At 47.4% G+C, this 19,136-nt stretch carries 20 protein-coding genes, 4 tRNA genes and 1 pseudogene; 5 read left to right on the forward strand and 20 right to left on the reverse strand.

The annotated features are described in order from the left end of the window. Positions 1–202 precede the first annotated feature (202 nt). From HMPREF1246_RS02080 to HMPREF1246_RS02090, 3 genes are all read right to left on the reverse strand, one after another. Positions 203–955, reverse strand: a complete 753-nt coding sequence (locus HMPREF1246_RS02080) for a pentapeptide repeat-containing protein (protein ID WP_009014587.1) — start codon at positions 953–955, stop codon at positions 203–205. A 5-nt stretch (positions 956–960) separates the two neighbouring features. Next, positions 961–1,647 (reverse strand): HAD family hydrolase, encoded by a 687-nt coding sequence (locus HMPREF1246_RS02085; protein WP_035224193.1) that lies wholly within the window; start codon positions 1,645–1,647, stop codon positions 961–963. A gap of 93 nt (positions 1,648–1,740) precedes the next feature. After that, a complete protein-coding gene (locus HMPREF1246_RS02090) occupies positions 1,741–2,193 on the reverse strand; it encodes an S-adenosylmethionine decarboxylase family protein (protein WP_021736546.1) in 453 nt (150 codons plus the stop codon). A 365-nt stretch (positions 2,194–2,558) separates the two neighbouring features. Here HMPREF1246_RS02090 and HMPREF1246_RS02100 point away from each other — a divergent pair, with 365 nt between their 5' ends. Both HMPREF1246_RS02100 and gltA read left to right on the forward strand, forming a co-directional pair. After that, entirely contained in the window at positions 2,559–3,416 is an 858-nt protein-coding gene (locus HMPREF1246_RS02100; protein ID WP_009014605.1) for a sulfide/dihydroorotate dehydrogenase-like FAD/NAD-binding protein, read from the forward strand. Then, the gene (gene gltA / locus HMPREF1246_RS02105; protein ID WP_009014606.1) at positions 3,413–4,804 is read left to right on the forward strand and encodes an NADPH-dependent glutamate synthase; all 1,392 of its coding nucleotides are present in this window, start codon (positions 3,413–3,415) and stop codon (positions 4,802–4,804) included. Before HMPREF1246_RS02100 ends, gltA begins: the two co-directional genes overlap by 4 nt. Before the next feature lie 121 nt (positions 4,805–4,925). On the opposite strand, the gene HMPREF1246_RS02110 is transcribed toward gltA, so the two are convergent. Both HMPREF1246_RS02110 and HMPREF1246_RS02115 read right to left on the reverse strand, forming a co-directional pair. Continuing rightward, entirely contained in the window at positions 4,926–6,014 is a 1,089-nt protein-coding gene (locus HMPREF1246_RS02110) for a PTS transporter subunit IIC (protein ID WP_009014607.1), read from the reverse strand. 135 nt (positions 6,015–6,149) lie between these two features. Beyond that, complete coding sequence (locus tag HMPREF1246_RS02115) at positions 6,150–6,557, reverse strand: GNAT family N-acetyltransferase (RefSeq protein ID WP_009014608.1); 408 nt, start codon at positions 6,555–6,557, stop codon at positions 6,150–6,152. Positions 6,558–6,724: 167 nt separating this feature from the next. Here HMPREF1246_RS02115 and rpoN point away from each other — a divergent pair, with 167 nt between their 5' ends. Beyond that, the gene (gene rpoN, locus HMPREF1246_RS02120; protein WP_021736610.1) at positions 6,725–8,083 is read left to right on the forward strand and encodes an RNA polymerase factor sigma-54; all 1,359 of its coding nucleotides are present in this window, start codon (positions 6,725–6,727) and stop codon (positions 8,081–8,083) included. A 171-nt stretch (positions 8,084–8,254) separates the two neighbouring features. Continuing rightward, the gene (locus HMPREF1246_RS11030; RefSeq protein ID WP_369794609.1) at positions 8,255–8,458 is read left to right on the forward strand and encodes a hypothetical protein; all 204 of its coding nucleotides are present in this window, start codon (positions 8,255–8,257) and stop codon (positions 8,456–8,458) included. 66 nt (positions 8,459–8,524) lie between these two features. Here the strand turns inward: HMPREF1246_RS11030 and HMPREF1246_RS02125 are convergent, their stop codons facing one another. The 11 genes and pseudogenes from HMPREF1246_RS02125 to HMPREF1246_RS02170 all read right to left on the reverse strand — a co-directional run bounded on the left by HMPREF1246_RS02125 (position 8,525) and on the right by HMPREF1246_RS02170 (position 17,688). Then, positions 8,525–9,988 carry an ATP-binding protein gene (locus HMPREF1246_RS02125; RefSeq protein ID WP_009014610.1) on the reverse strand — a complete coding sequence of 488 codons (1,464 nt, stop codon included), beginning with the start codon at positions 9,986–9,988 and terminating at the stop codon, positions 8,525–8,527. Continuing rightward, positions 9,985–10,671 (reverse strand): response regulator transcription factor, encoded by a 687-nt coding sequence (locus HMPREF1246_RS02130; RefSeq protein ID WP_035224156.1) that lies wholly within the window; start codon positions 10,669–10,671, stop codon positions 9,985–9,987. The genes HMPREF1246_RS02125 and HMPREF1246_RS02130 overlap by 4 nt, the downstream gene beginning before the upstream one ends. Positions 10,672–10,842: 171 nt before the next feature. Continuing rightward, entirely contained in the window at positions 10,843–11,856 is a 1,014-nt protein-coding gene (pta, locus tag HMPREF1246_RS02135; RefSeq protein ID WP_009014612.1) for a phosphate acetyltransferase, read from the reverse strand. A 117-nt stretch (positions 11,857–11,973) separates the two neighbouring features. After that, positions 11,974–12,498 carry a cysteine hydrolase family protein gene (locus HMPREF1246_RS02140; RefSeq protein WP_021736559.1) on the reverse strand — a complete coding sequence of 175 codons (525 nt, stop codon included), beginning with the start codon at positions 12,496–12,498 and terminating at the stop codon, positions 11,974–11,976. An 85-nt stretch (positions 12,499–12,583) separates the two neighbouring features. After that, positions 12,584–13,734: pseudogene (locus HMPREF1246_RS11035) on the reverse strand (aldo/keto reductase). Positions 13,735–13,990: 256 nt separating this feature from the next. Next, complete coding sequence (locus HMPREF1246_RS02150) at positions 13,991–14,479, reverse strand: GNAT family N-acetyltransferase (RefSeq protein WP_014129015.1); 489 nt, start codon at positions 14,477–14,479, stop codon at positions 13,991–13,993. 256 nt (positions 14,480–14,735) lie between these two features. Further along, positions 14,736–14,927, reverse strand: a complete 192-nt coding sequence (locus tag HMPREF1246_RS02155; protein WP_021736523.1) for a helix-turn-helix domain-containing protein — start codon at positions 14,925–14,927, stop codon at positions 14,736–14,738. A 623-nt stretch (positions 14,928–15,550) separates the two neighbouring features. Next, positions 15,551–15,742: a helix-turn-helix domain-containing protein gene (locus tag HMPREF1246_RS02160; RefSeq protein ID WP_009014623.1), complete on the reverse strand. Its 192-nt coding sequence runs from the start codon at positions 15,740–15,742 to the stop codon at positions 15,551–15,553. Between the two features lie 484 nt (positions 15,743–16,226). Then, positions 16,227–16,415 (reverse strand): helix-turn-helix domain-containing protein, encoded by a 189-nt coding sequence (locus HMPREF1246_RS02165; RefSeq protein WP_009014624.1) that lies wholly within the window; start codon positions 16,413–16,415, stop codon positions 16,227–16,229. Positions 16,416–16,835: 420 nt separating this feature from the next. After that, positions 16,836–17,006, reverse strand: a complete 171-nt coding sequence (locus tag HMPREF1246_RS10210) for an excisionase family DNA-binding protein (RefSeq protein ID WP_108911970.1) — start codon at positions 17,004–17,006, stop codon at positions 16,836–16,838. Between the two features lie 487 nt (positions 17,007–17,493). Continuing rightward, a complete protein-coding gene (locus HMPREF1246_RS02170) occupies positions 17,494–17,688 on the reverse strand; it encodes a helix-turn-helix domain-containing protein (RefSeq protein ID WP_009014626.1) in 195 nt (64 codons plus the stop codon). 427 nt (positions 17,689–18,115) lie between these two features. Here HMPREF1246_RS02170 and HMPREF1246_RS02175 point away from each other — a divergent pair. Then, positions 18,116–18,199 (forward strand) — tRNA-Leu (locus HMPREF1246_RS02175). 46 nt (positions 18,200–18,245) lie between these two features. Here HMPREF1246_RS02175 and HMPREF1246_RS02180 read toward each other — a convergent pair. From HMPREF1246_RS02180 to HMPREF1246_RS02195, 4 genes are all read right to left on the reverse strand, one after another. Further along, positions 18,246–18,722 carry an S-ribosylhomocysteine lyase gene (locus HMPREF1246_RS02180; RefSeq protein WP_009014627.1) on the reverse strand — a complete coding sequence of 159 codons (477 nt, stop codon included), beginning with the start codon at positions 18,720–18,722 and terminating at the stop codon, positions 18,246–18,248. A 94-nt stretch (positions 18,723–18,816) separates the two neighbouring features. Then, positions 18,817–18,892 (reverse strand) — tRNA-Lys (locus tag HMPREF1246_RS02185). A gap of 3 nt (positions 18,893–18,895) precedes the next feature. After that, a tRNA-Gln gene (locus tag HMPREF1246_RS02190) sits at positions 18,896–18,971 on the reverse strand. A 16-nt stretch (positions 18,972–18,987) separates the two neighbouring features. Beyond that, positions 18,988–19,063: transfer RNA gene (locus HMPREF1246_RS02195), tRNA-His, on the reverse strand. Between the last annotated feature and the right edge of the window lie 73 nt (positions 19,064–19,136).

Below are 19,136 nucleotides of genomic sequence, written 5' to 3' on the forward strand. Positions count from 1 at the left end.
AGCTTTTGCCCTTTTCTGCCTGTATAGGCCCGCCGCCTTGTCCCCCACTCCTCAACTTTCTTTAGCATACACGAACGATTGCTCTGTCGCAGGTTCTATTCGGAGGACAAGAGGCCCCCATTGTTATAGCATGTTTCGTCTCTCAAAACGCAAAAAGGAGCTGTAAAGCAATGAACAAGCCATTGCTTTACAGCTCCCTCTTTTATTTTTTATAGGCTTCTCGGATACTATCTGCAGTAAACTTGGCATCTTCCATATCTGTACCTGCAAGATTTGCATCGTCAAGATTGGCACTTGTTAGTTCCGCTTTTGTCAGGTTTGACCCCACGACCGTGGCGCTTGTCAAATTGGCGCTGCGCAGGAGGGCTTCTGAGAGGTTGGCTCTCCGGAAACGTGCATCATAGAGGTTTGCCGATGTAAAGTTGGCACTCATGAAGTTGGACCGGAAGAACCAGCTCCTAGCAAGGTTCGCCGAATAAAAATTGGCCATGGCCCCAGAAGCATAGTCAAAATTGCTTTCCCGCAGGTCTGCCGTATAAAGGTTTGCAAAAGTAAGCGATGCATGGGCAAAGCTCGTGCGATACGCCGTTACGCCGATCAGGGAGCCTCGGTTCAAGACCGCGTAAGAAAGGTTGGCGTGGGTAAGGTCTGCCCCATCCAGCTTTGCCTTCACAAGATAGGCTTTGCGCAGATTGGCCTTTTGAAGGTTTGCCTTGGAAAGGTCAGCGCCTTCCAGGACGGCACCGGAAAGATCAGCATAACTGAGATCGGCTCCCGTAAGATCTGCCCCTGTGAGGTCCTTGTTTTTAAGGGTCGCCCCCCGAAGGTCCCCGCCTGGACAGGATCGGGTCTCCACAAGACGCGCCACATCTCCCGCATCAAACGCAAGGACCGGCGACATCACAAGGCACGAAAGGGCCAGCAGGGCCGCGATTTTCCATTTTTTCTTACTCATTCCACTCATTCCTTTATTAACTGCAGCAGCGTTTCCGGTGCTTTGGGTAAAGTCTCAATGATTTTCCAAGGCGTGTATTTTTTTAAATCTTCCGCCTTGTAGGTCGAACCGCCCTTTACAATCAAGGCCCGCACCCCGATGGCATCAGCGCAGGTGATATCATGGGGCGTATCGCCGATCACAACGGCATCACTCGGCGTTACCTCTGGATCAAGGGCTGTCAGTTTTTTCCACAGGGCCCTTGAAAGATCATCGCGAAGCTCACTGATTTCTCCAAAGGCACTGACACGGCGGTCAAAATAGTTATCAATCCCAAAATGGGCAAGTTTTGCCAAAGCGGCCTTTTCACAATTTCCTGTCAAAAGAAGGTTTGTTACATCCGGTGCGGCCTGCGTATAAGCAAGGGTTTCCTTGACAAAAGGCAACAAATGACCATGCCGTTCGGCAAGGGTTTCTGGCAAGCGCTTGGCATAAGCTTCGATGAAGGTCTCTACATCGGATTTTGTGCAGCTTCCTTTGATTTGTTCAATGGCCCGGCGCGCAATATAAGTATCGGTACGTCCGCTCATGCTGTAGGAAAAATTGAAACCATCGACGCCATACAGGTCGCGGATGGTCTCTTTCATAGCCGTAACCCCGGCAAAATTAGTCAGCATCAGCGTTCCATCAATATCCCAAAGTAAATAGTTCATCTTTTTTCCCCATGTCACAAAATCGAGGCGTTCCAGCAAGAAGCTTCTTGCTGGAAAAAAGGCACTGAGCCAATGATTCTTAGCATGCTGGGATCATTTTTTCAGCATGAAATTCTTGAGTTTCACTCCAGCGTTTTTAGCCCGCCGCATAGGTTTTACCATCTTCTGGCGCCGCGGTTTCATATCCTCTATATTGCCAAAATCACCGCGTTTGATGACTGTCATCTTTGACTGATCCGGTCCCATTTCCTTACGGATGGCAATGCCCAGTTCCTCAGGAATGAAGTCCCCATTCATGTTCATGATATCGAGGCCAGCATAACCAAATTCTTCGCAGACTCGCAGAATGACGTGCCCACCCTTTACGGGAACCGTAAAGATAAGACTGCCTTCGTCCGGATCTTCATCCAAATAAAAATGAAGGGCCTTGACGGAAAACCGTTCCATACATTCTTTCAAAATGGTTTCGATTTGAATGGGGTCCTGGATGACCGTTTCTAGACAGCGATACATATCGAGTGCAATTTGTGTTCCTTCTCCAATCACAGGGTTCACATCCTTGTGGGTTTATTTTAAATCTCTTCATTATATCCCACGAATGGATGGACTGTCAAAAAAATAAGGAACAGGGTTAGTCTGCCCTGCATTTCGACTTTCCTTGATTCCATCAAGGAACTTCTTAGGACCTTTCCTCTTCCTGAAAAGTCATCGCCCAGAAGAAGGAATTTGCTAAAATCATTGCGGGAATCGTCGATAAGGATTAAAATAGTAAAATAAGCGTCGTGATACGTTTTAAATCCATCTTTAAAGCGTGACATGATCCTGCGCAAATAAGGCAGACCCGCGCCTACGCCTTTGTAGGTTGGGCCTGCCTTCCCGTTGCAGGCTGTACAGTCACAAAAGGAGAGATAATGCCTAAGAAGTTTGAAATCATCCACAAAAGGGTGCTGAACCCTGAAATGAGCTCGATTTCGGTCTATGCTCCCTGGATTGCTGCCAAAGCAAAACCGGGCCAATTCATCATTCTCCGTTCGAACGAAGAAGCAGAACGGATTCCTCTCACCATTTCCAGCCATGACGACGGACTCATTACGGTCATCTTCCAAAAAGCCGGTGCTGGCACGATGGAACTGGATCTTTTGAATGAAGGCGACTGTCTGGCCGATATGGCAGGTCCCCTTGGCAAACCGACCCCTGTTGAGGGCTATGGCCGTGTTGCCGTGTTAGGCGGCGGTCTTGGCTGCGCCATTGCCCTGCCGGTTGCCCGCGGTCTTCATGAGGCCGGCAACCAAGTTGATCTCATTGCTGGATTCAGAAATGAAGAACGTGTCATTCTCCAAGATGAAATGAAAGCAGCCTGTACCGATCTTCATACCTGTACCGATGATGGTTCCTTCGGCTACCATGGCTTTGTCACCAATAAGCTCGAAGAACTCATCAAAAGCGGCGTCAAGTTCAATCAGATCTTTGCCATTGGGCCCCTTCCCATGATGAAGTTTGCGACCCTCATGGCCAAGAAGTATGATATTCCCTGCATGATCAGCATGTGCCCCCTCATGATTGACGGAACGGGTATGTGCGGTTGCTGCCGCGTCACTGTTGGCGGTGAAACGAAGTTTGCCTGCGTCGATGGACCGGACTTTGACGGCTATCTGGTTGATTTTGATGAAGCCATCGAACGCAACCGCACCTACCAGGCCTTCGAAACGGAGCGTCGCGAGGAAGAAGCAGAACACATCTGCAATCTCACAGGGGAGGTCCGCAAATGAGTATCAACATGCAAGCTGAAAAGACGCCCATGCCGACCCAGGCACCGGACGTGAGAAACCATAATTTCAAGGAAGTAGCCCTGGGCTATACGGAAGAACAAGCCATCAACGAAGCAAAGCGCTGCCTGCAGTGCAAGAAGCCGTTGTGTGTCACGGGCTGTCCTGTCGGGATTCCTATCCCCCAGTTCATTGCCAAAGTCGCTGAAGGCGATTTCCGCGGTGCCTTTGACATCATCTCTTCGGCTAACGCCCTGCCCCGCATCTCGGGCCGCGTCTGCCCTCAGGAAACACAGTGCGAAGGCAAATGCGTCCGCGGCATCAAGAATGAACCGGTTGCCATCGGTCGCCTGGAACGTTTCGTAGCTGACTGGGCCGCTGAACATGCAGCCGATATCATCTGTGTGGATCCCCAAAATGGTCATAAAGCCGCGGTCATCGGCTCCGGCCCGGCGGGTCTTACCTGCGCCGGTGAACTTGCCCGCAAAGGATTTGACGTAACTGTCTTTGAAGCGTTCCACGTAGCGGGCGGTGTATTGAGCTACGGCATTCCTGAATTCCGTCTGCCAAAATCCATCGTGGCTTCCCAGGTTGAAAAACTGAAGGAACTGGGCGTCAAATTTGATACGGACATGGTCATCGGCAAAGTTCTCACCATTACGGAACTCATGAAGGAACATGGCTATGAAGCTGTCTTCATTGCTTCCGGTGCCGGCCTGCCCCAGTTTATGCATATTCCCGGTGAAGGCCATGTGGGCGTCTATTCCGCCAACGAATACCTCACCCGTATCAACCTCATGAAGGCCTATGATGAAAAGAGCAGCACACCGGTCTTAAAAAGTAAGTCCGCAGCAATTGTCGGCGGCGGCAACGTGGCTATGGACGCGGCTCGCTGCGCCAAACGTCTGGGGGCCGATGTCCACATCGTTTATCGCCGCGGTGAAGCTGAACTGCCAGCACGACTCGAAGAAATCCATCACGCCAAGGAAGAAGGAATCCACTTCAACTTCCTTACAAGCCCGGTTGAAATCCGCGCCGATGAAAAAGGCCGCGTTTCTTCCCTTGTCTGCCAGAAGATGGAACTGGGTGAACCGGATGCTTCGGGGCGCCGCCGTCCTGTACCCATCAAGGGCAGCGAATTTGAACTGCCGGTTGATATGGTCATCATGGCTATTGGGACGCGTCCCAACCCCATGAGCTATGACGATACACCGAATCTTGACCGCACGAAGAAAGGTACCGTTGCTGCAAGCGATGACACCTGTGCTACGTCTGTTCCCGGCGTTTACGCTGGCGGTGATGCCGCAACCGGCGCCGCTACAGTCATCCTTGCCATGGGTGCCGGAAAGAAAGCCGCAGCCGCCATGGCAGACTACATGCTAAAAAAATAAAGCATCATCAACGCAACCGTTAACAGCTGCAGATAGTACTCTGCAGCTGTTTTTCTTCATTCAAAAAGGAGGCCCCCTCAGGGAGTCTCCTTTTTCCTTTATGGAAGGGAGCACCATAAGCTCAAAGTTTCATATCCCCGTTTTTGACCCAGCCCAGGCGGCAGCAGCCTTGATTGATGATGGGAGATAGGATGGCTGGCAGGACAAAGGAAATAAAAAGAAGACCCAGCCAGTCAAAGGACGTAATCGCCGCTTTGGTCCCCGCTGCCATATCAGAGATCCATCCTGTAAATACACCAATCTGTCCTACAAGACCACAGGTCCCCATGCCAGAAGAAACGGCCGCTCCATCCATTCGCAGCTTAAAGACACAGGTTGCCAGCGGTCCCGTTATGGCAGAAGCAAAGATGGGCCCAATCCAGATGCGCGGGTTCCTAACGATGTTGGGCATCTGCAGCATGGATGTGCCAAGACCTTGAGACAGCAGGCCGCCCACTCCATTTTCCCGGTAGGACTGGACGGCAAAGCCAATCATCTGAGCCGAGCAGCCTGCTACAGCAGCGCCGCCGGCAAGACCGGTGAGGCCCAAGGCCGCACAGATGGCAGCCGATGAAATCGGAAGGGTAAGGGCAATGCCAACAAAAACGGAAACAAGGATGCCCATAAGAAAGGGCTGCAATTCCGTAGCCCACATGATGACAGTCCCTGTCTGCATCGCAAGTTTCCCTAAGGGCGGCGCACATAAAGCTGCGAGCGTGGCACCGACACCGATGGTCACAAGGGGCGTTACAAGGATATCGACTTTTGTTTCCCCAGCGGCCAGTTTCCCGATTTCACTTGTGGCTATGGCGACAAAAAGCACCGCCAAAGGCCCACCAGCGCCGCCCAGTGCATTGGTTGCAAACCCTACGGTGAGAAGCGAATAAAGGACCAAGGGCGGACAATGCAGCGCGCGGCCAATGGCAACTGCCATGGCAGGTCCGCTCATGGCCATAGCAAGGCCGCCAACCGTATACTTGATGCCGCCTACGGTCGCAACGACAATCTTTAAGGCACGGATATCAAAAAGAAGGCCCATGGCATTGATGATGGTCCCTATGAGCAAGGAACAAAAAAGACCTTGTGCCATGGCCCCCATGGCATCAATGAGATATCGTTTGGTTGAAATTTCTACGTCCTTCTTTTTTAAAAATGCCTGAATCGCTTCCATTTGTTTTCCTCCCTGATGCTCGTGCTCTCTTTCGCATCTTGTATACAAGATATATCAAGAAAAAGGATACGCTCTGGAAAATATCCTGTCAACTTATATGACAAGACAATTATGATTTCAAAAAAAACACCCTTTTTATGCGTCCCCTACATCTTTTTTTCGCATAAAGAAAAAGATGAGGCTTTCTTTGCCTGTCCCACAGTCCTTTTTACGCCGCAAAAGAACGAATTCTTCCCGCTGATAGACCCGGATGACTCCCATCTTTTTGCTAAAAGCTGCAACGGCGAGTGAACTCCCTTCATTTTTGACAGCGTCGATCAGTGCCTTTCCCCTACCTTTTTTCCGATATGCTAGCCCAACAAAAAGACCCTCAATAGAGCTTTTTATAAGATCAATGAAGCCAAGGATGATTCCTGCATCTTTAGCTGCAATCATATGCGCTTCAGGGAAAGGGCTCTTGACACAGGTCAAATTGTCCTCAAAATAGGGAGCATCGATGAAGGGATAGGTGTCAAGATTTCCCTCCAGCCAAAATCCAAGCACTGTATCAAGGCAGCGCTTTTCATGGTGCGCAGGTTCATAACAGCTCCTTTCTCCAATCTTTCCTTTGGCTTAGATGAAAGCCCTCTTTCTGTCAAAGAGGGAACGAAAAGAAAACAAAAATGCAAATGTCCACCCTCTCCCATGATATAATAAAAAGAAGAAAACCTATGAAAGGAGTCCTCGCCATGCCTTTATCCATGACCCTTGAACCGGTCCAAAAACAGCAGCTCACGCAGCACCTCATCCAGCAGATGAACCTCCTCCAAATGACGAGCGAGGAACTGGATGCCTTTGTGGCAAGGGAAGTGGAGCAAAATCCCCTCCTTGACTTCCCTGAAGAGCGGGAAACATGGCGGGAAGAAGGACCGGAATGGCGCCGCATGCACCTAAGGGCGCGAGATCCCAGCGATGATCCCCCTTCAAGCCCTGTGGAAAATGCCCACGCCCTTGAAATGACCTTGGAAGCCTTTTTGGATGACCAGATTGGTTGCCTTTCCCTCTCGCCTCTTGAAGCACGTCTTGCCTATTTCATTGCTGGCACCTTGGATCCCAGCGGATATTGGAGGGAAGATCCTGTCGCTGTTGCAGAACGCTTTGACGCAACGGAAGAAGTGGTCCTTGCCGTCCTTCAACAGGTGCAGCATCTCGAACCCTGCGGCGTTGCAGCCCGTTCCCTCAAAGAGTGTCTCCTCATGCAGCTTGCCCAGCAAAAAGGCGACACATCCCTTGCCCAAAAGATCATCGAAGAGGGGCTTGATGATCTTGCAAGGAATCGGATTCCCCAGCTTGCCTCCCGGTTTAACGTGACAAAAGAGGCAATTCTTGCGGCGCGGGACCTCATCCGCAGCCTGAATCCCAAGCCCGGCACCGCCTTTAGTGAAGCAGGCCCCGTGGAATTTCTCCACGAAGATGCCTTCGTCAAGACGACGGAAAAAGGGCTTAAAATCACCCTGTCAACATCCTATGGCAGGACGCTTGTCATCAACAAGGGATATCTGTCGATCTTAGACAACTCGGATCGGCCCAAAGTTAAGGAATACCTAAAAAAAGAGCTCAAAAGGGCCAAAGAGCTTCAAGCCCTCTTAAAAAGCCGCGAAGATACGCTCGCTGTTGTCCTCGATGCTCTTGCAACGCACCAGGAACGCTTTTTCCGCTATGGGCCGGGACATAAAGTGCCCTTAAAACTGGCGGATCTTGCGGATGATACGGGTTTTGCCATTTCCACAATCAGCCGCGCCCTCTCCCATAAGGTCATCGCCTGCCGTTGGGGCGCTTACCCAGCAGATGCCTTCCTTGTCGGGACGGCTGCCAAAGCCTCTGAGGAAAAAGGAACGGAAACAACGGATGAAGCCTTGGAACTTGCCCTGCAATCCCTCATTGATGACGAAGATAAGCACCATCCCTTGAGCGACCAAACCCTTTGCGACAAGCTCAACGCAATGGGCATTCCCGTAGCCCGCCGGACGGTCAATAAATACCGTACCAAACTTGGTATTCCCGGCAAAAGCGCCCGCAAAGTCTGGTAAAAAGGAATCGAACCAAAGAAAATGGACCCATTGGCTGCAACCTGCGTAGGGTCCATTTTTTACTGATGTGAAACCTCTTTTGAACAGACGGCTGAACACACTCTCAGCAAAGTAAAGGATATCCATTCTGTGAAAAAAAATGGCACAGGAAATCAAAAATGAGCCCCCCGCATCTCTTCCAAGGAATTGGTTGATTTTCTCTTTGAACAGCCTTACTGCAAGATTCGCTTTTTGGTCAGCCGTAACATGGCAAAAGCGCGGACTGCTTCAAAATACTCGTGCCAACTTCACGAAAGAGGATTTTTAGATGTTCCGAGTATTGGCTGTAAAAAAAAGGTTATCAACCCACAATTGTGGGATATCCTGACTCGATAATGTAAAAAAGACACGATGAAAAAATGATTGTTTTCATTCTTTCATCGTGCCTTTTTCGACTTTTCCTTATTCTTTGGGATTATCTTCCTGGTATAGGGGCAGGGTCACGACAATCTTCGTGCCGAAATGTTCGCGGCTTGTGAGGGCGATCGTGCCATGATGCTGCTCAATGATATGCTTGACAATGGAAAGACCTAAGCCCGTACCGCCTATGCGCTTGCTGCGGCTTTCTTCAACGCGGTAGAAACGTTCAAAGACGCGGTCCTGTTTATCCTTGGGGATCCCGATGCCCGTATCTTCAACGGTAAAAAGAAGGTTCCTGCCGGTTTCTGCTTTTTCCATTGTTACGTAGACATGTCCACCAGGGCGATTGTACTTTACAGCATTATCGACAAGGTTCAGAACCACTTCGCGCAGCATATCGCTGTGCCCCATGACCTTATCCTCCGTGAGTGCAAGATGGAGCTGGATTTTCTTATCCGCAATCACGGGTTCCATAAAGCCTGCGACACTTTCCGTAATGGATTTGAGGCTTACGGCTACGGCCAGGTCCTGTGTTTCCGGTCCTTCAATCTTTGTGAGGAAGAGGATGCTGTTGATGAGTTCCAAAAGGCGCTTGGATTCCTTCACGATAAGGGCACCAAAACGCGTCACATCTTCCTTTTTCCCCACCATACCTGCCGCCATCATTTCCGCAAACCCCTGGATGCTTGTAAGCGGCGTCTTCAGTTCATGGGTGACGTTCGCTGTAAACTCGCGTCGCAGCTTTTCCTGCTCCCGACTGATCCGCTTGATGGTCTTTTTATCTTCTTCCAAGGTATAAATATATTCCTGGATGGTACGGCTTTGTTCCGTGATCTTATCGACAAGGGGACTCAGCTCGGGATACGTGGCTGGAAGTTTCGGAATGTCCACTTCCTTATCCGTTGTCACAAGGGGTTTGGTCCCCATGACACGCATGTAATCGGCCGTCTCTGTAAGTGGCCGAAGAAGGCGCTTGGTCAGGTTCGTTGCAACGAAAAAGCAGCCGCTGCCTATGAGGACGAGAAAAATCAGGATATAGGGAATGAGACTGAAATAGGCCGCGTAAACCGTATCCTGACGAATGGCTACCCGCAGAACCGATCCGTCGGGCAGGCGCCGCGCCGCATAATACGTAATATGGTCCAAGGTAGCGGACTGACGCGTAGCAACGCCGTCTACTTCCTTAAGGGCTCGCACAACTTCCGGACGATTGCCATGATTTTCCATTTGGGCAGCGCTGTAATCCGTTTCATAAAGAACGCGCCCATCGTGACCAATCCACGTAAAGCGAAGGCGATGATTGGAAGCCTCAGCAGTTTCCTCAATAAACTCAATGATATCATCCGTACGGGTTGCCTTAGCGGCAATAACCGTGACGGTGTCTTGAAGGACAGTCATGGTCTGCGCCCTAAGGGTTCGCCAAAAGCCAACAGTCAGGAAAAGGAGCGTCAATAGAGCTGCACCGATTCCAATGCCAATAAGACTCAAAAAGATTTTCTTTTTCATGATTCTGGCTCATCAAGCCGGTATCCCACGCCGCGGATTGTCTTGATAATCTGTCCTCCCTCACCGAGCTTCTGACGCAGGCTCTTGATATGCATGTCTATGGTACGGCTTTCACCGGCGTAGGTAAAGCCCCATACAGATTCCATGATCTGTTCCCGTTGGAGCACGATGCCCACGTTCATCATAAGATAGTGGAGCAGTTCAAATTCCTTGGCCGTCAGCATTACCTCTTCCCCATAAGATGAGACGGCATGCTTTAAGGGGTCCAAGGTGACAGGCCCGCACACCAGCATCTCAGAAGGTTTCTCCACTCGGTGGGAACGGCGTAAAACGGCCCTGATCCTTGAAATCAATTCCAAGATGCCAAAAGGTTTGGTGACATAATCATCAGCCCCAATGGTGAGTCCTTTGACAACATCATATTCACTGGTTCGTGCCGTCAGCATGATGACCGGAAGGTCTGCCGTCCTCTCCTTATGCCGGATCTTTTTAAGGATTTCGATTCCACTTTCGCCCGGCAGCATGATATCAAGCAACACCAAATCAGGGATCTTTTTTTCGAGGACTTTATAAAAAGATTCCCCGTCAGCAAATGTCTGTGTCTCAAACTGCTGGCTTTCCAGGGCATAGGCCACAAGTTCACGGATGTTCTCATCATCTTCCACACAGTAGATACAAGGCATCATCACCCCTCCTTTTTTCTTTATTATAATACGAAGTTGGAGTGACGTCCCCTTTTTTGTGTAAAAATTGTGTAAGAATAGAGTACAATTTTTACACAAGGCGAAAAAATAAAAAGCTGCAGGAAAATGAAAATCCATTTTCTTGCAGCTTTTGCAACTTCTTAACCGGAATTACTTCAGGCTGTCAGCAAGGATAGCATCGCTTGCGCAGACAGCAACAACATCAACGATATCGCTGACAGAGCAACCGCGGGACAGGTCGAGGATCGGTTTAGCCAGACCCTGAACCAGAGGCCCAAGGCAGGTAGCGCCGCTGAAGCGTTCAACCAACTTGTAGCCAATGTTAGCGGCAGCAAGGTTCGGGAAAATGAGGACGTTGGCATGGCCAGCTACGCTGGAACCAGGAGCTTTTCTTTCGCCAACTTCAGGAACAAGGGCAGCGTCAGCCTGGAGTTCACCGTCGAAAGCAAAGTCGACATTTCTTTGTTTCAGGATTTCAACAGCCTGCTGAACCTTATCAACGGATTCACCAGTGCCGGATCCCTTCGTGGAATAGGTCAGGAGGGCAACGCGGACATCTTTGATACCCAGGGTATAACGGGCACGGATGGCGCAGCTCGTAGCAATATCAGCAAGCTGTTCAGCTGTCGGGTCAAGGATAACACCGCAGTCACCGAAGACCAGTTTACCGCCTTCACCAAGGTTGGTGTTGCTGAGGACGATAAAGCCGGAGCAAACAGTCTTGTTGCCAGGACGGACACCGATAACCTGGAGACCTGCCTTGATAACATCAGCAGAAGTACGGGTAGAACCAGAAACGCACCCGTCAGCATCGCCCATGGCAACCAAGCCAGCCCCAAAGAAGGTCGTGTCCTTGGTCATGATTTCGCGGGCTTTATCAACGGTCATGCCCTTCTTTTCACGGCGTTTTGCAAAATAAGCGCACAGCTCATCCATGCGTTCATAGGTTGCAGGATTGATGATTTCAATGCCTTCAAAGGAGACACCCAGTCTCTTGGCATCACGGTTCAGCTGTTCAGGATCCCCAACAAGGATGATCTTGGCAAATCCTTCACGAGCAACAATGGCAGCTGCTTTAAGGGCTCTGTCAGAGTTGTTTTCCGGAAGAACGATTCTCTTTTGAATCGGTTTGACGCGAGATTTCAGATGATCAATAAAAGGCATTCCTAACCACTCCTATTTGTTTTTTGAATGAAGAGCTGGGCGCTCCACTTCTAATTTGACATTATATCACGTTTTGTAGATTTGTGCTTGTCCTTGGGACAATTTTTTCTTGAGGGCTCATAAAATTTTCACTTGTGAGCTCCGCATCGTCTCCAGAGCCGCCTCATGGGAATGAGGCGTAACCCCAGCGCAGCAGTGACTGTCGACAAGGACGGGCACTTCGGGCAGGGCTGCCTTGATGATCAGGGCATTGGAAACAACGCAGATATCCGTGCAAAGGCCCACAAGTTCGACGCTCTCGATGGTATCCCGCACTTTTTCAAGCTTTCCAGCAAGAGCAAGGGAGCCAAAAGCTTCCTTTTCCACTTTTTCCGCGCCAAGCCGTTCCGCCAGATTCTCCAGTTCCGGCACAAGGCGATGACCAGCCGTTCCTTTGATGCAATGCGGCACAGGAAGGATCCTGCCTTCCTGCGTTTTGAGGTAATCAGCCCCATGGGTATCGAGGGTGAAAATGACCGTTCCATCAAAATGGGCGGCTTTTTCTGCCACGCGGGGCACAATGGCCTGGGCTTCCTTGGTACCAAGACTTCCTGAAACAAAATCTTCCTGCATATCGACAACAATCAAGACCTTTTTCTTCATGACCCGTCTCCTCCATGCTTTTGCGCCATTATACCATGGGAACTACAGGTCCTTATGCTGTCTGTCTTGTCACTGTGACGTTTTATTATCCTTTCTTTGGTTCTTCAAACGTCGCTGCCGCCTCCTTAAGGAATTTGCGAATCGTCAAATGCTGGGGACAGACATGCTCGCAGGCACCGCAGAGAATGCAGTCACTGGCCTTTCCTGCATTTGCTGTCACAACATTTTCATAGTAAAAATTGGCATTATGATTGTTGAAGACACGCATGGAATTGAGAAGGGAAAAAATATCTGGAATAGGAATCTTCTTCGGGCAGTGATTTTCTTCGATGCAGTAGCGGCACGCCGTACAAGGGACAGCGTCAAGCTGGCTGAAGACTTCGACAACGCCGTCTAGGGTTCTTTTTTCTTTATCCGTAAGAGGTTTGAAATCCTTCATGAAAGACGTATTGTCCGCCACCTGGGAAAGCGTGCTCATGCCCGATAAAACCATGAAAATTCCCTCATGACCTGCCACGAAACGAATGGCATAGCTTGCGTTTGACGCCTTGGGATAAGCGCCCTGCTGGAGGGTATCGAAAAGATGCTGCGCCTTTGGCGGCAGCTTTACAAGACTCCCGCCCTTAACGGGTTCCATGACAATCACGGGTTTATGAAAGCGGAGACATGTCTCATAAACCCGTCTTGCGTCAACGGCAGTGCTTTCCATATCAATATAGTTCATCTGGATCTGGACAAATTCAACATCCGGGTGATCTCCCAAAATCCGTTCCAAGACCTCTGCCTTATCATGGAAAGAAAGGCCCACATGGCGGATCTTGCCTTCTTTTTAAGGGCAAAGGCGGTCTCATAAGCATGGCAGCGCTGGAACTTATCATAGTTGCCAAGATTCTGGGCATGCATCAGGTAAAAGTCAAAATAACTGACGCCGCACCATTGAAGCTGTTTTTCAAAAAAAGGCCGGATATCTGATTCTTGATCAAAATAAGGGGCCGTGAGCTTATTGGCAAGAAGGTAGGCTTCCCGCGGGTAGCGGCTCGTCAAGGCCTCGCGGAGCGCTAGTTCCGATTCACCATTAAGATAAGGATGAGCCGTATCAAAGTAATTGAAGCCTTCCGACAGAAAAAGATCCACCATCTTTGAAAAAGCTGCAAGATCAACTTTCTCCCCAATCATGGGAAGACGCATGGCTCCAAAACCAAGTTTTTTCTTCACTTCTGGAAATCCCGTCTGCATTGTCATCCCTCTCTTTCTAAAAGCGCCGTTTTCATAAAATAATGCGTCCTCGTTCTTTCTCATTATTTTACAATGGAGAAAATAGAAAAGAAAGAATAAAAAACATCGAAGGAATGCGAAAAAGGGTCTCTTCCGAAAGGTACCCCTTAAGGAAAAGACCCCCATGCCCCGCCTTAGGCGGAATAAGGAACGATATAACACCACGAGGTCACCAAGGGTGAACCCAAAAGGCTTTATGTTCTTTCAGGCCTTGATTCTAAACGGCAAAGGTGAGCCTCATCTGGTGCCACACGACATTTCCGTGTGTTGAGCCCGAAACCCCCTCATCGACAAAGCCAAAACGGGCATAGTAATGAATCAAGCGTTTCTTACAGGTAAGGACAAGACCTTTGCGGCCTTCCTTACGGGCCTGTTCAATAAAAGCCATAAGGACCTTAGCAGCAAGACCCTGACATTGATAATCTGGATCCGTATCAAGCCCAAAAATCATCTGCCAGGCCCCATTTTCATCATGCATACCTGCCTTTTCATACATTTCATCCGTAAGATTCCTTTCATCCGTCACAAATCCATTGACAAACGAAACCAGACGTGTCCCGTCAAATAAGAGCAGAAAATGATTCGGGTAGACCGCAACCCGGTCCCTTACAGAAGCTTCCGTCGCCGCCTCCAGTTTGGGAAAACAGCGTGCTTCTAGGGCTGCAATGGCCGCAACATCTTCTTTTGTCGCCTTCTTCAGTTCCATATCCAAGTCCTCCATGATTTCAATCGGCACGACGAAATGATATCACTTCATGTTTAAAAAGACAAAAGGAAAAGGATCCATTGGTTCCACATCCCTTCTGTCCCATAAACAAAAAGAACCAGCCTGAAGCACACAGCCCCCGCCAGTCCTTTCCGCCTGCCTTTATAATTGCGGCAGGTTATCCGATATGGAAATCTCATCCCAGCTATGCTGGGATAAAGTTTTCTGCATCATTTTTCCCAGGCATTTATATGCCTCAAGTAAAACTGCTTTTTCCTGAGCTAATCCATTCATCAATGGATGCTTTTTTGAAACGCCATTGCCGCCCAATCCGCACAGCCGGGATTCCCCTTCCCGACCGGATCCAAAAACGGACAGTTACGGAGCTTACCCCTAGATATTTTGCTACTTGTTCGATTGAAATCCATTGATCTTTAACGTCTGCCATATGTGCCAATCCTCCATATTCTCCAAATTCCTTTTCTGCATTGCATAGAACGTGCACCAGAATTCCACTATTACAGTACCATACCGACATCTATTTTTCACTTCTCAATTTCTTACATTATTTTCTAACAGTTTTTATTCAAAAAAATAATTTACTCTATATCCTTGTCCAAATAAGGACGTTCTGGGCAATCAATTTCCGGTATGTTCATTTTTTCTTTATCTTTTACGGGATCTATCGTTTTTTATGCACGTTTTTTTCTTTTCCCCCATCAAGTGAATCTTTTTCCTATCTGGTTATACCTAATACATCTACTAGTTGATTTCTCTAATCGCAGCGCCTCTTTTCATGGAAACGCCAAAGCGCTTCGTAATCATCTCTTTATTTTACTAAACAAAGAGACTTTATTATTATACTATAGTTCGAATTGTATGGGACTTTAAAAAAATTGAAAAATACGCTATAACAAATAAATATTACTTGCAATAACTTTTTTATCAAAAAGTTAGGGTTAACCATTGGGTTCTCATAAGAAAAAACTCCCCACAGAAGACGTTACCATCCTTCTTTGGGGAGTTCCTACATGAGGGGACCGGCAGCAAACCAACATCCACCCATTCATTTCAACTGAAATTGCTTTTTCCCGATTTAATCCATTCATCAATATCCGAGATCCGAAAACGCCATTGACGGCCAATACGGACAGCAGGGATGTCCTTTCCCGAGCGGATCCAGAAACGTATGGTCACAGCGCTGATGCCAAGATATTCAGAAAGTTCCTCAATGGAGATCCACTGTTTCTCAATCTTTGACATAGAGCATCCTCCTTTCCGTGATTTGATGGGCCATGCCTTCGCAAAGTAAGCAGAAATCATTATAGCAGATTTATATTTCCTTTTCAATTGATTTTAATATATTATTTGATATTTATATTTATTTTATTATTAAATCAATTATCAATTATATAATTTTTTCTTTATACTGAAATTGTTTATTCTTATTCCATCTTTCACTATGATTCTTTTATTCTATTTGTAAAAGATGAAAATTTCATGAAGATTTTACTCTTGCCAATTCATCATCGCGATTTTCTTCTGTTTTCTCTAAATCTCTTTTGTTTTTACCTTTTTATTGTAGTGAATGCATCCTATCAAAACAACAAGTTCCAATCTATAGGAATAGCAAGATCTACAAAATCATAAGAAAAAAATTATTTATGAATGCATGAAAGAAGCGGGGCCTATTCTCTTATGCCCCGCATTTATCATCCGATACGAATCAGCAGCCATTTTCAGGCTGTCATACGAGTTCACTTCTTCCGGATTCAATCCATTCATCAATCTCTTCAATCCGAAAGCGCCATTGACGGCCAATCCGGACAGCCGGAATATCTTTTCCCGAACGGATCCAAGAGCGAATGGTCACGGCACTGATACCAAGATACTCAGACAGCTCTTCAATGGATATCCACTTATGGTCCACCATCATCCTCTCCCATCTCTTTCCGTATTGATAACCATGATACAGCTTCATGGTTATTACGGTTATTATGTTTATTACGGTTATTATGTTTATTACGGTTATTATGGTTATTATGGTTATTATGGTATTTATTTTCTTTAGTTGGTATTATACTACAAAAAGAAATATAATAAAAGTTGCAATTTTCTTACTTATTATCAAAAAAAAAAAAACGCTAATATATTAAATTATATAAAATTATACGAAATTATATAGGATAATATATATATTTTCTTTTTCCTTATAGTTTTTATTATTCGCACAAAAAAGAGACCCCTAAGCTTCATGATGCTTACTGAACCAGCCTCAGGGTCCCTCACTTTTTACCCGATTCTATAAAAAGTCTTCCGATCCTGTAGACGGAGGAATATGTGCACACGCCTTTGTTCAGGCGCTGAAATTGCTTCTTCCTGATTGGGTCCATTCATCGACGTCCTCGATCTTGAAGCGCCACTGACTGCCAACCCGAACAGCTGGAATATCCTTTTTCGAACAGATCCAAGAGCGATTGGTCACGGTACTGACATCAGGATATTCAGAACGTTCTTCAATGGATATCCACTTTCTTTAAATTTGAGATATAGCCAGCCTCTCCTTACATGAAATCCATGAGTGACTGAGAAGAAGACGCATCTCGATTTCCTTGGCATCCTGAGAAAAGCCTGACGCGCATTTATGAGCAGATGGCAATCCTTTTGACCTCTTATTCATGGCGTATTCCGCAGCCCAGCAAATCGTATAAAAAGATGAAATCAGTCCCCACCTTTCGTCATCGTGTCCGAATCCCAAGTCCTCATCAAAAAGAAATCATCTTTCTTATGATTCTTCATATCTACTTTTTCTTATCATTCTATTCATCCTTTGATGATTTAGATTGTACTAAAATTTGAATTACATGTAAATTTAGTATTTTCTAATTATAGCGATATCCATAGTAGATAAGGATCCACCCGCAGGATACAAACACATTGTCTTCATCGCAAAAAAGGCCCTGCCCTTTTTCAGGCAGAGCCTTCTTTCCCATGGAAAAAGAGGAAAAAATCGGTCAATCATCGAAATTGCTTTTTCCTGATTTGATCCATTCATCAATATCCTTGATTCGGAAACGCCACTGCCGCCCCACCCTTTTTCCAGGCAGGTTCTTTCCACTGCGCAGCCAGTAGCGAACCGTCACAGGACTGACACCGATATATTCGGCGACTTCTTCAATATTGATCCAACGCTCTTTGTTTTCATTCATAAGCCCTCGCAATCTACGGCCGCCAGAAAAATCAATTCTGGCTCCTACCGCCCTGCACAGTTCATCCTTATGGAAGGTATGAACCCCTACGACGCTCACCGTATCTCTTTCAGGAATCGTGCTGCGATTTATTTTTTGAATGATGACGATTTATCTTTCATTGAATCATTCTTACATCAAATATATTATATAGTAAATATTTTATAACTTAAAGTTTTGTCCTTTATATCACGATGTTAAAGTAATATTAAGTACCAAGTTTTACAATTTATAAAAATCTACATCTTTTATTTATCAATTTGATAACAAACCCTCCAAATTGTAGACAACTCTTCTCCACGCCTTCCCAAAATCAACATTTGCAATTCTTGTCATTTTAGATTATAATCTTTCATATCCCTGTATGGCTTGACGCGGGGATCTTTATGCGGATGTGGCGGAATTGGCAGACGCGCTAGACTTAGGATCTAGTGTCTTCGACGTGCAGGTTCAAGTCCTGTCATCCGCACCAAAAAAGGACCTATCGCTTTGAGCGACAGGTCCTTTTCCTTTTTCATTTACACCAAACGACGTTCATAGGGATCACTGCTGATTCCCTTTTTTAGGATTTGTTTGGCCCATTCCTGGGCGCAAAAGAGGGAATGGTCCTTATAGTTGCCGCATTCCTTTTCCTTTGTTCCCGGCACGTCTTCCCATTTTGTCGTTACAATAAGTTCCAACGCTTCCTTGAGGGCTTTTGCCACGTCCCTGGGATCATGGTGGCCCCAGCACAGGAGATGGAAGCCCGTGCGGCAGCCAAAGGGAGAGCAGTCAAGATATCCTTTGATGCGAGGGCGTAGATAAAGGGCCAAAAGATGCTCTAAGGTATGCATGCCCCCTGTAGGGATTTCTTCTTTGTTTGGCTGGGCCAGGCGGACATCAAAATTGGAGACAATATCGCCGTGTTCCCCTTGTTCTTCCCCAATGAGACGTACATAGGGGGCAATGACCTTTGTATGGTCAAGGGTAAAGCTTTCGATGATAACTTTTTCCATGATTGTTCCTTTCCGCGTTATCGCATGACAGCAAAAGTCGTACATAAATCAAAACTCCCCACCCTCTTTGAGGATAGGGAGCTTACAGTTGAAGTGGTGATCCACCCGGGATTCGAACCCGGGACACCCTGATTAAAAGTCAGGTGCTCTACCAACTGAGCTAGTGAATCAAATGGCTGGGGCAGCTGGACTCGAACCAACGCATGCGGGAGTCAAAGTCCCGTGCCTTACCGACTTGGCTATGCCCCAATAAGCACAAAAAAAGTGGGGTGGCTAGTGAGGATCGAACTCACGCGTGCCGGAGCCACAATCCGGTGTGTTAACCGCTTCACCATAGCCACCATGTCGTACTTATCAGCGACTTTGTCATTTTACCACATCTTATAGGGTGTGTCAACAAAATTGTAAAAGGAA

Origin of the sequence: Acidaminococcus sp. BV3L6 (genome assembly GCF_000468835.1) — a bacterium.
Classification (GTDB): Bacteria; Bacillota; Negativicutes; order Acidaminococcales; family Acidaminococcaceae; genus Acidaminococcus; species Acidaminococcus intestini.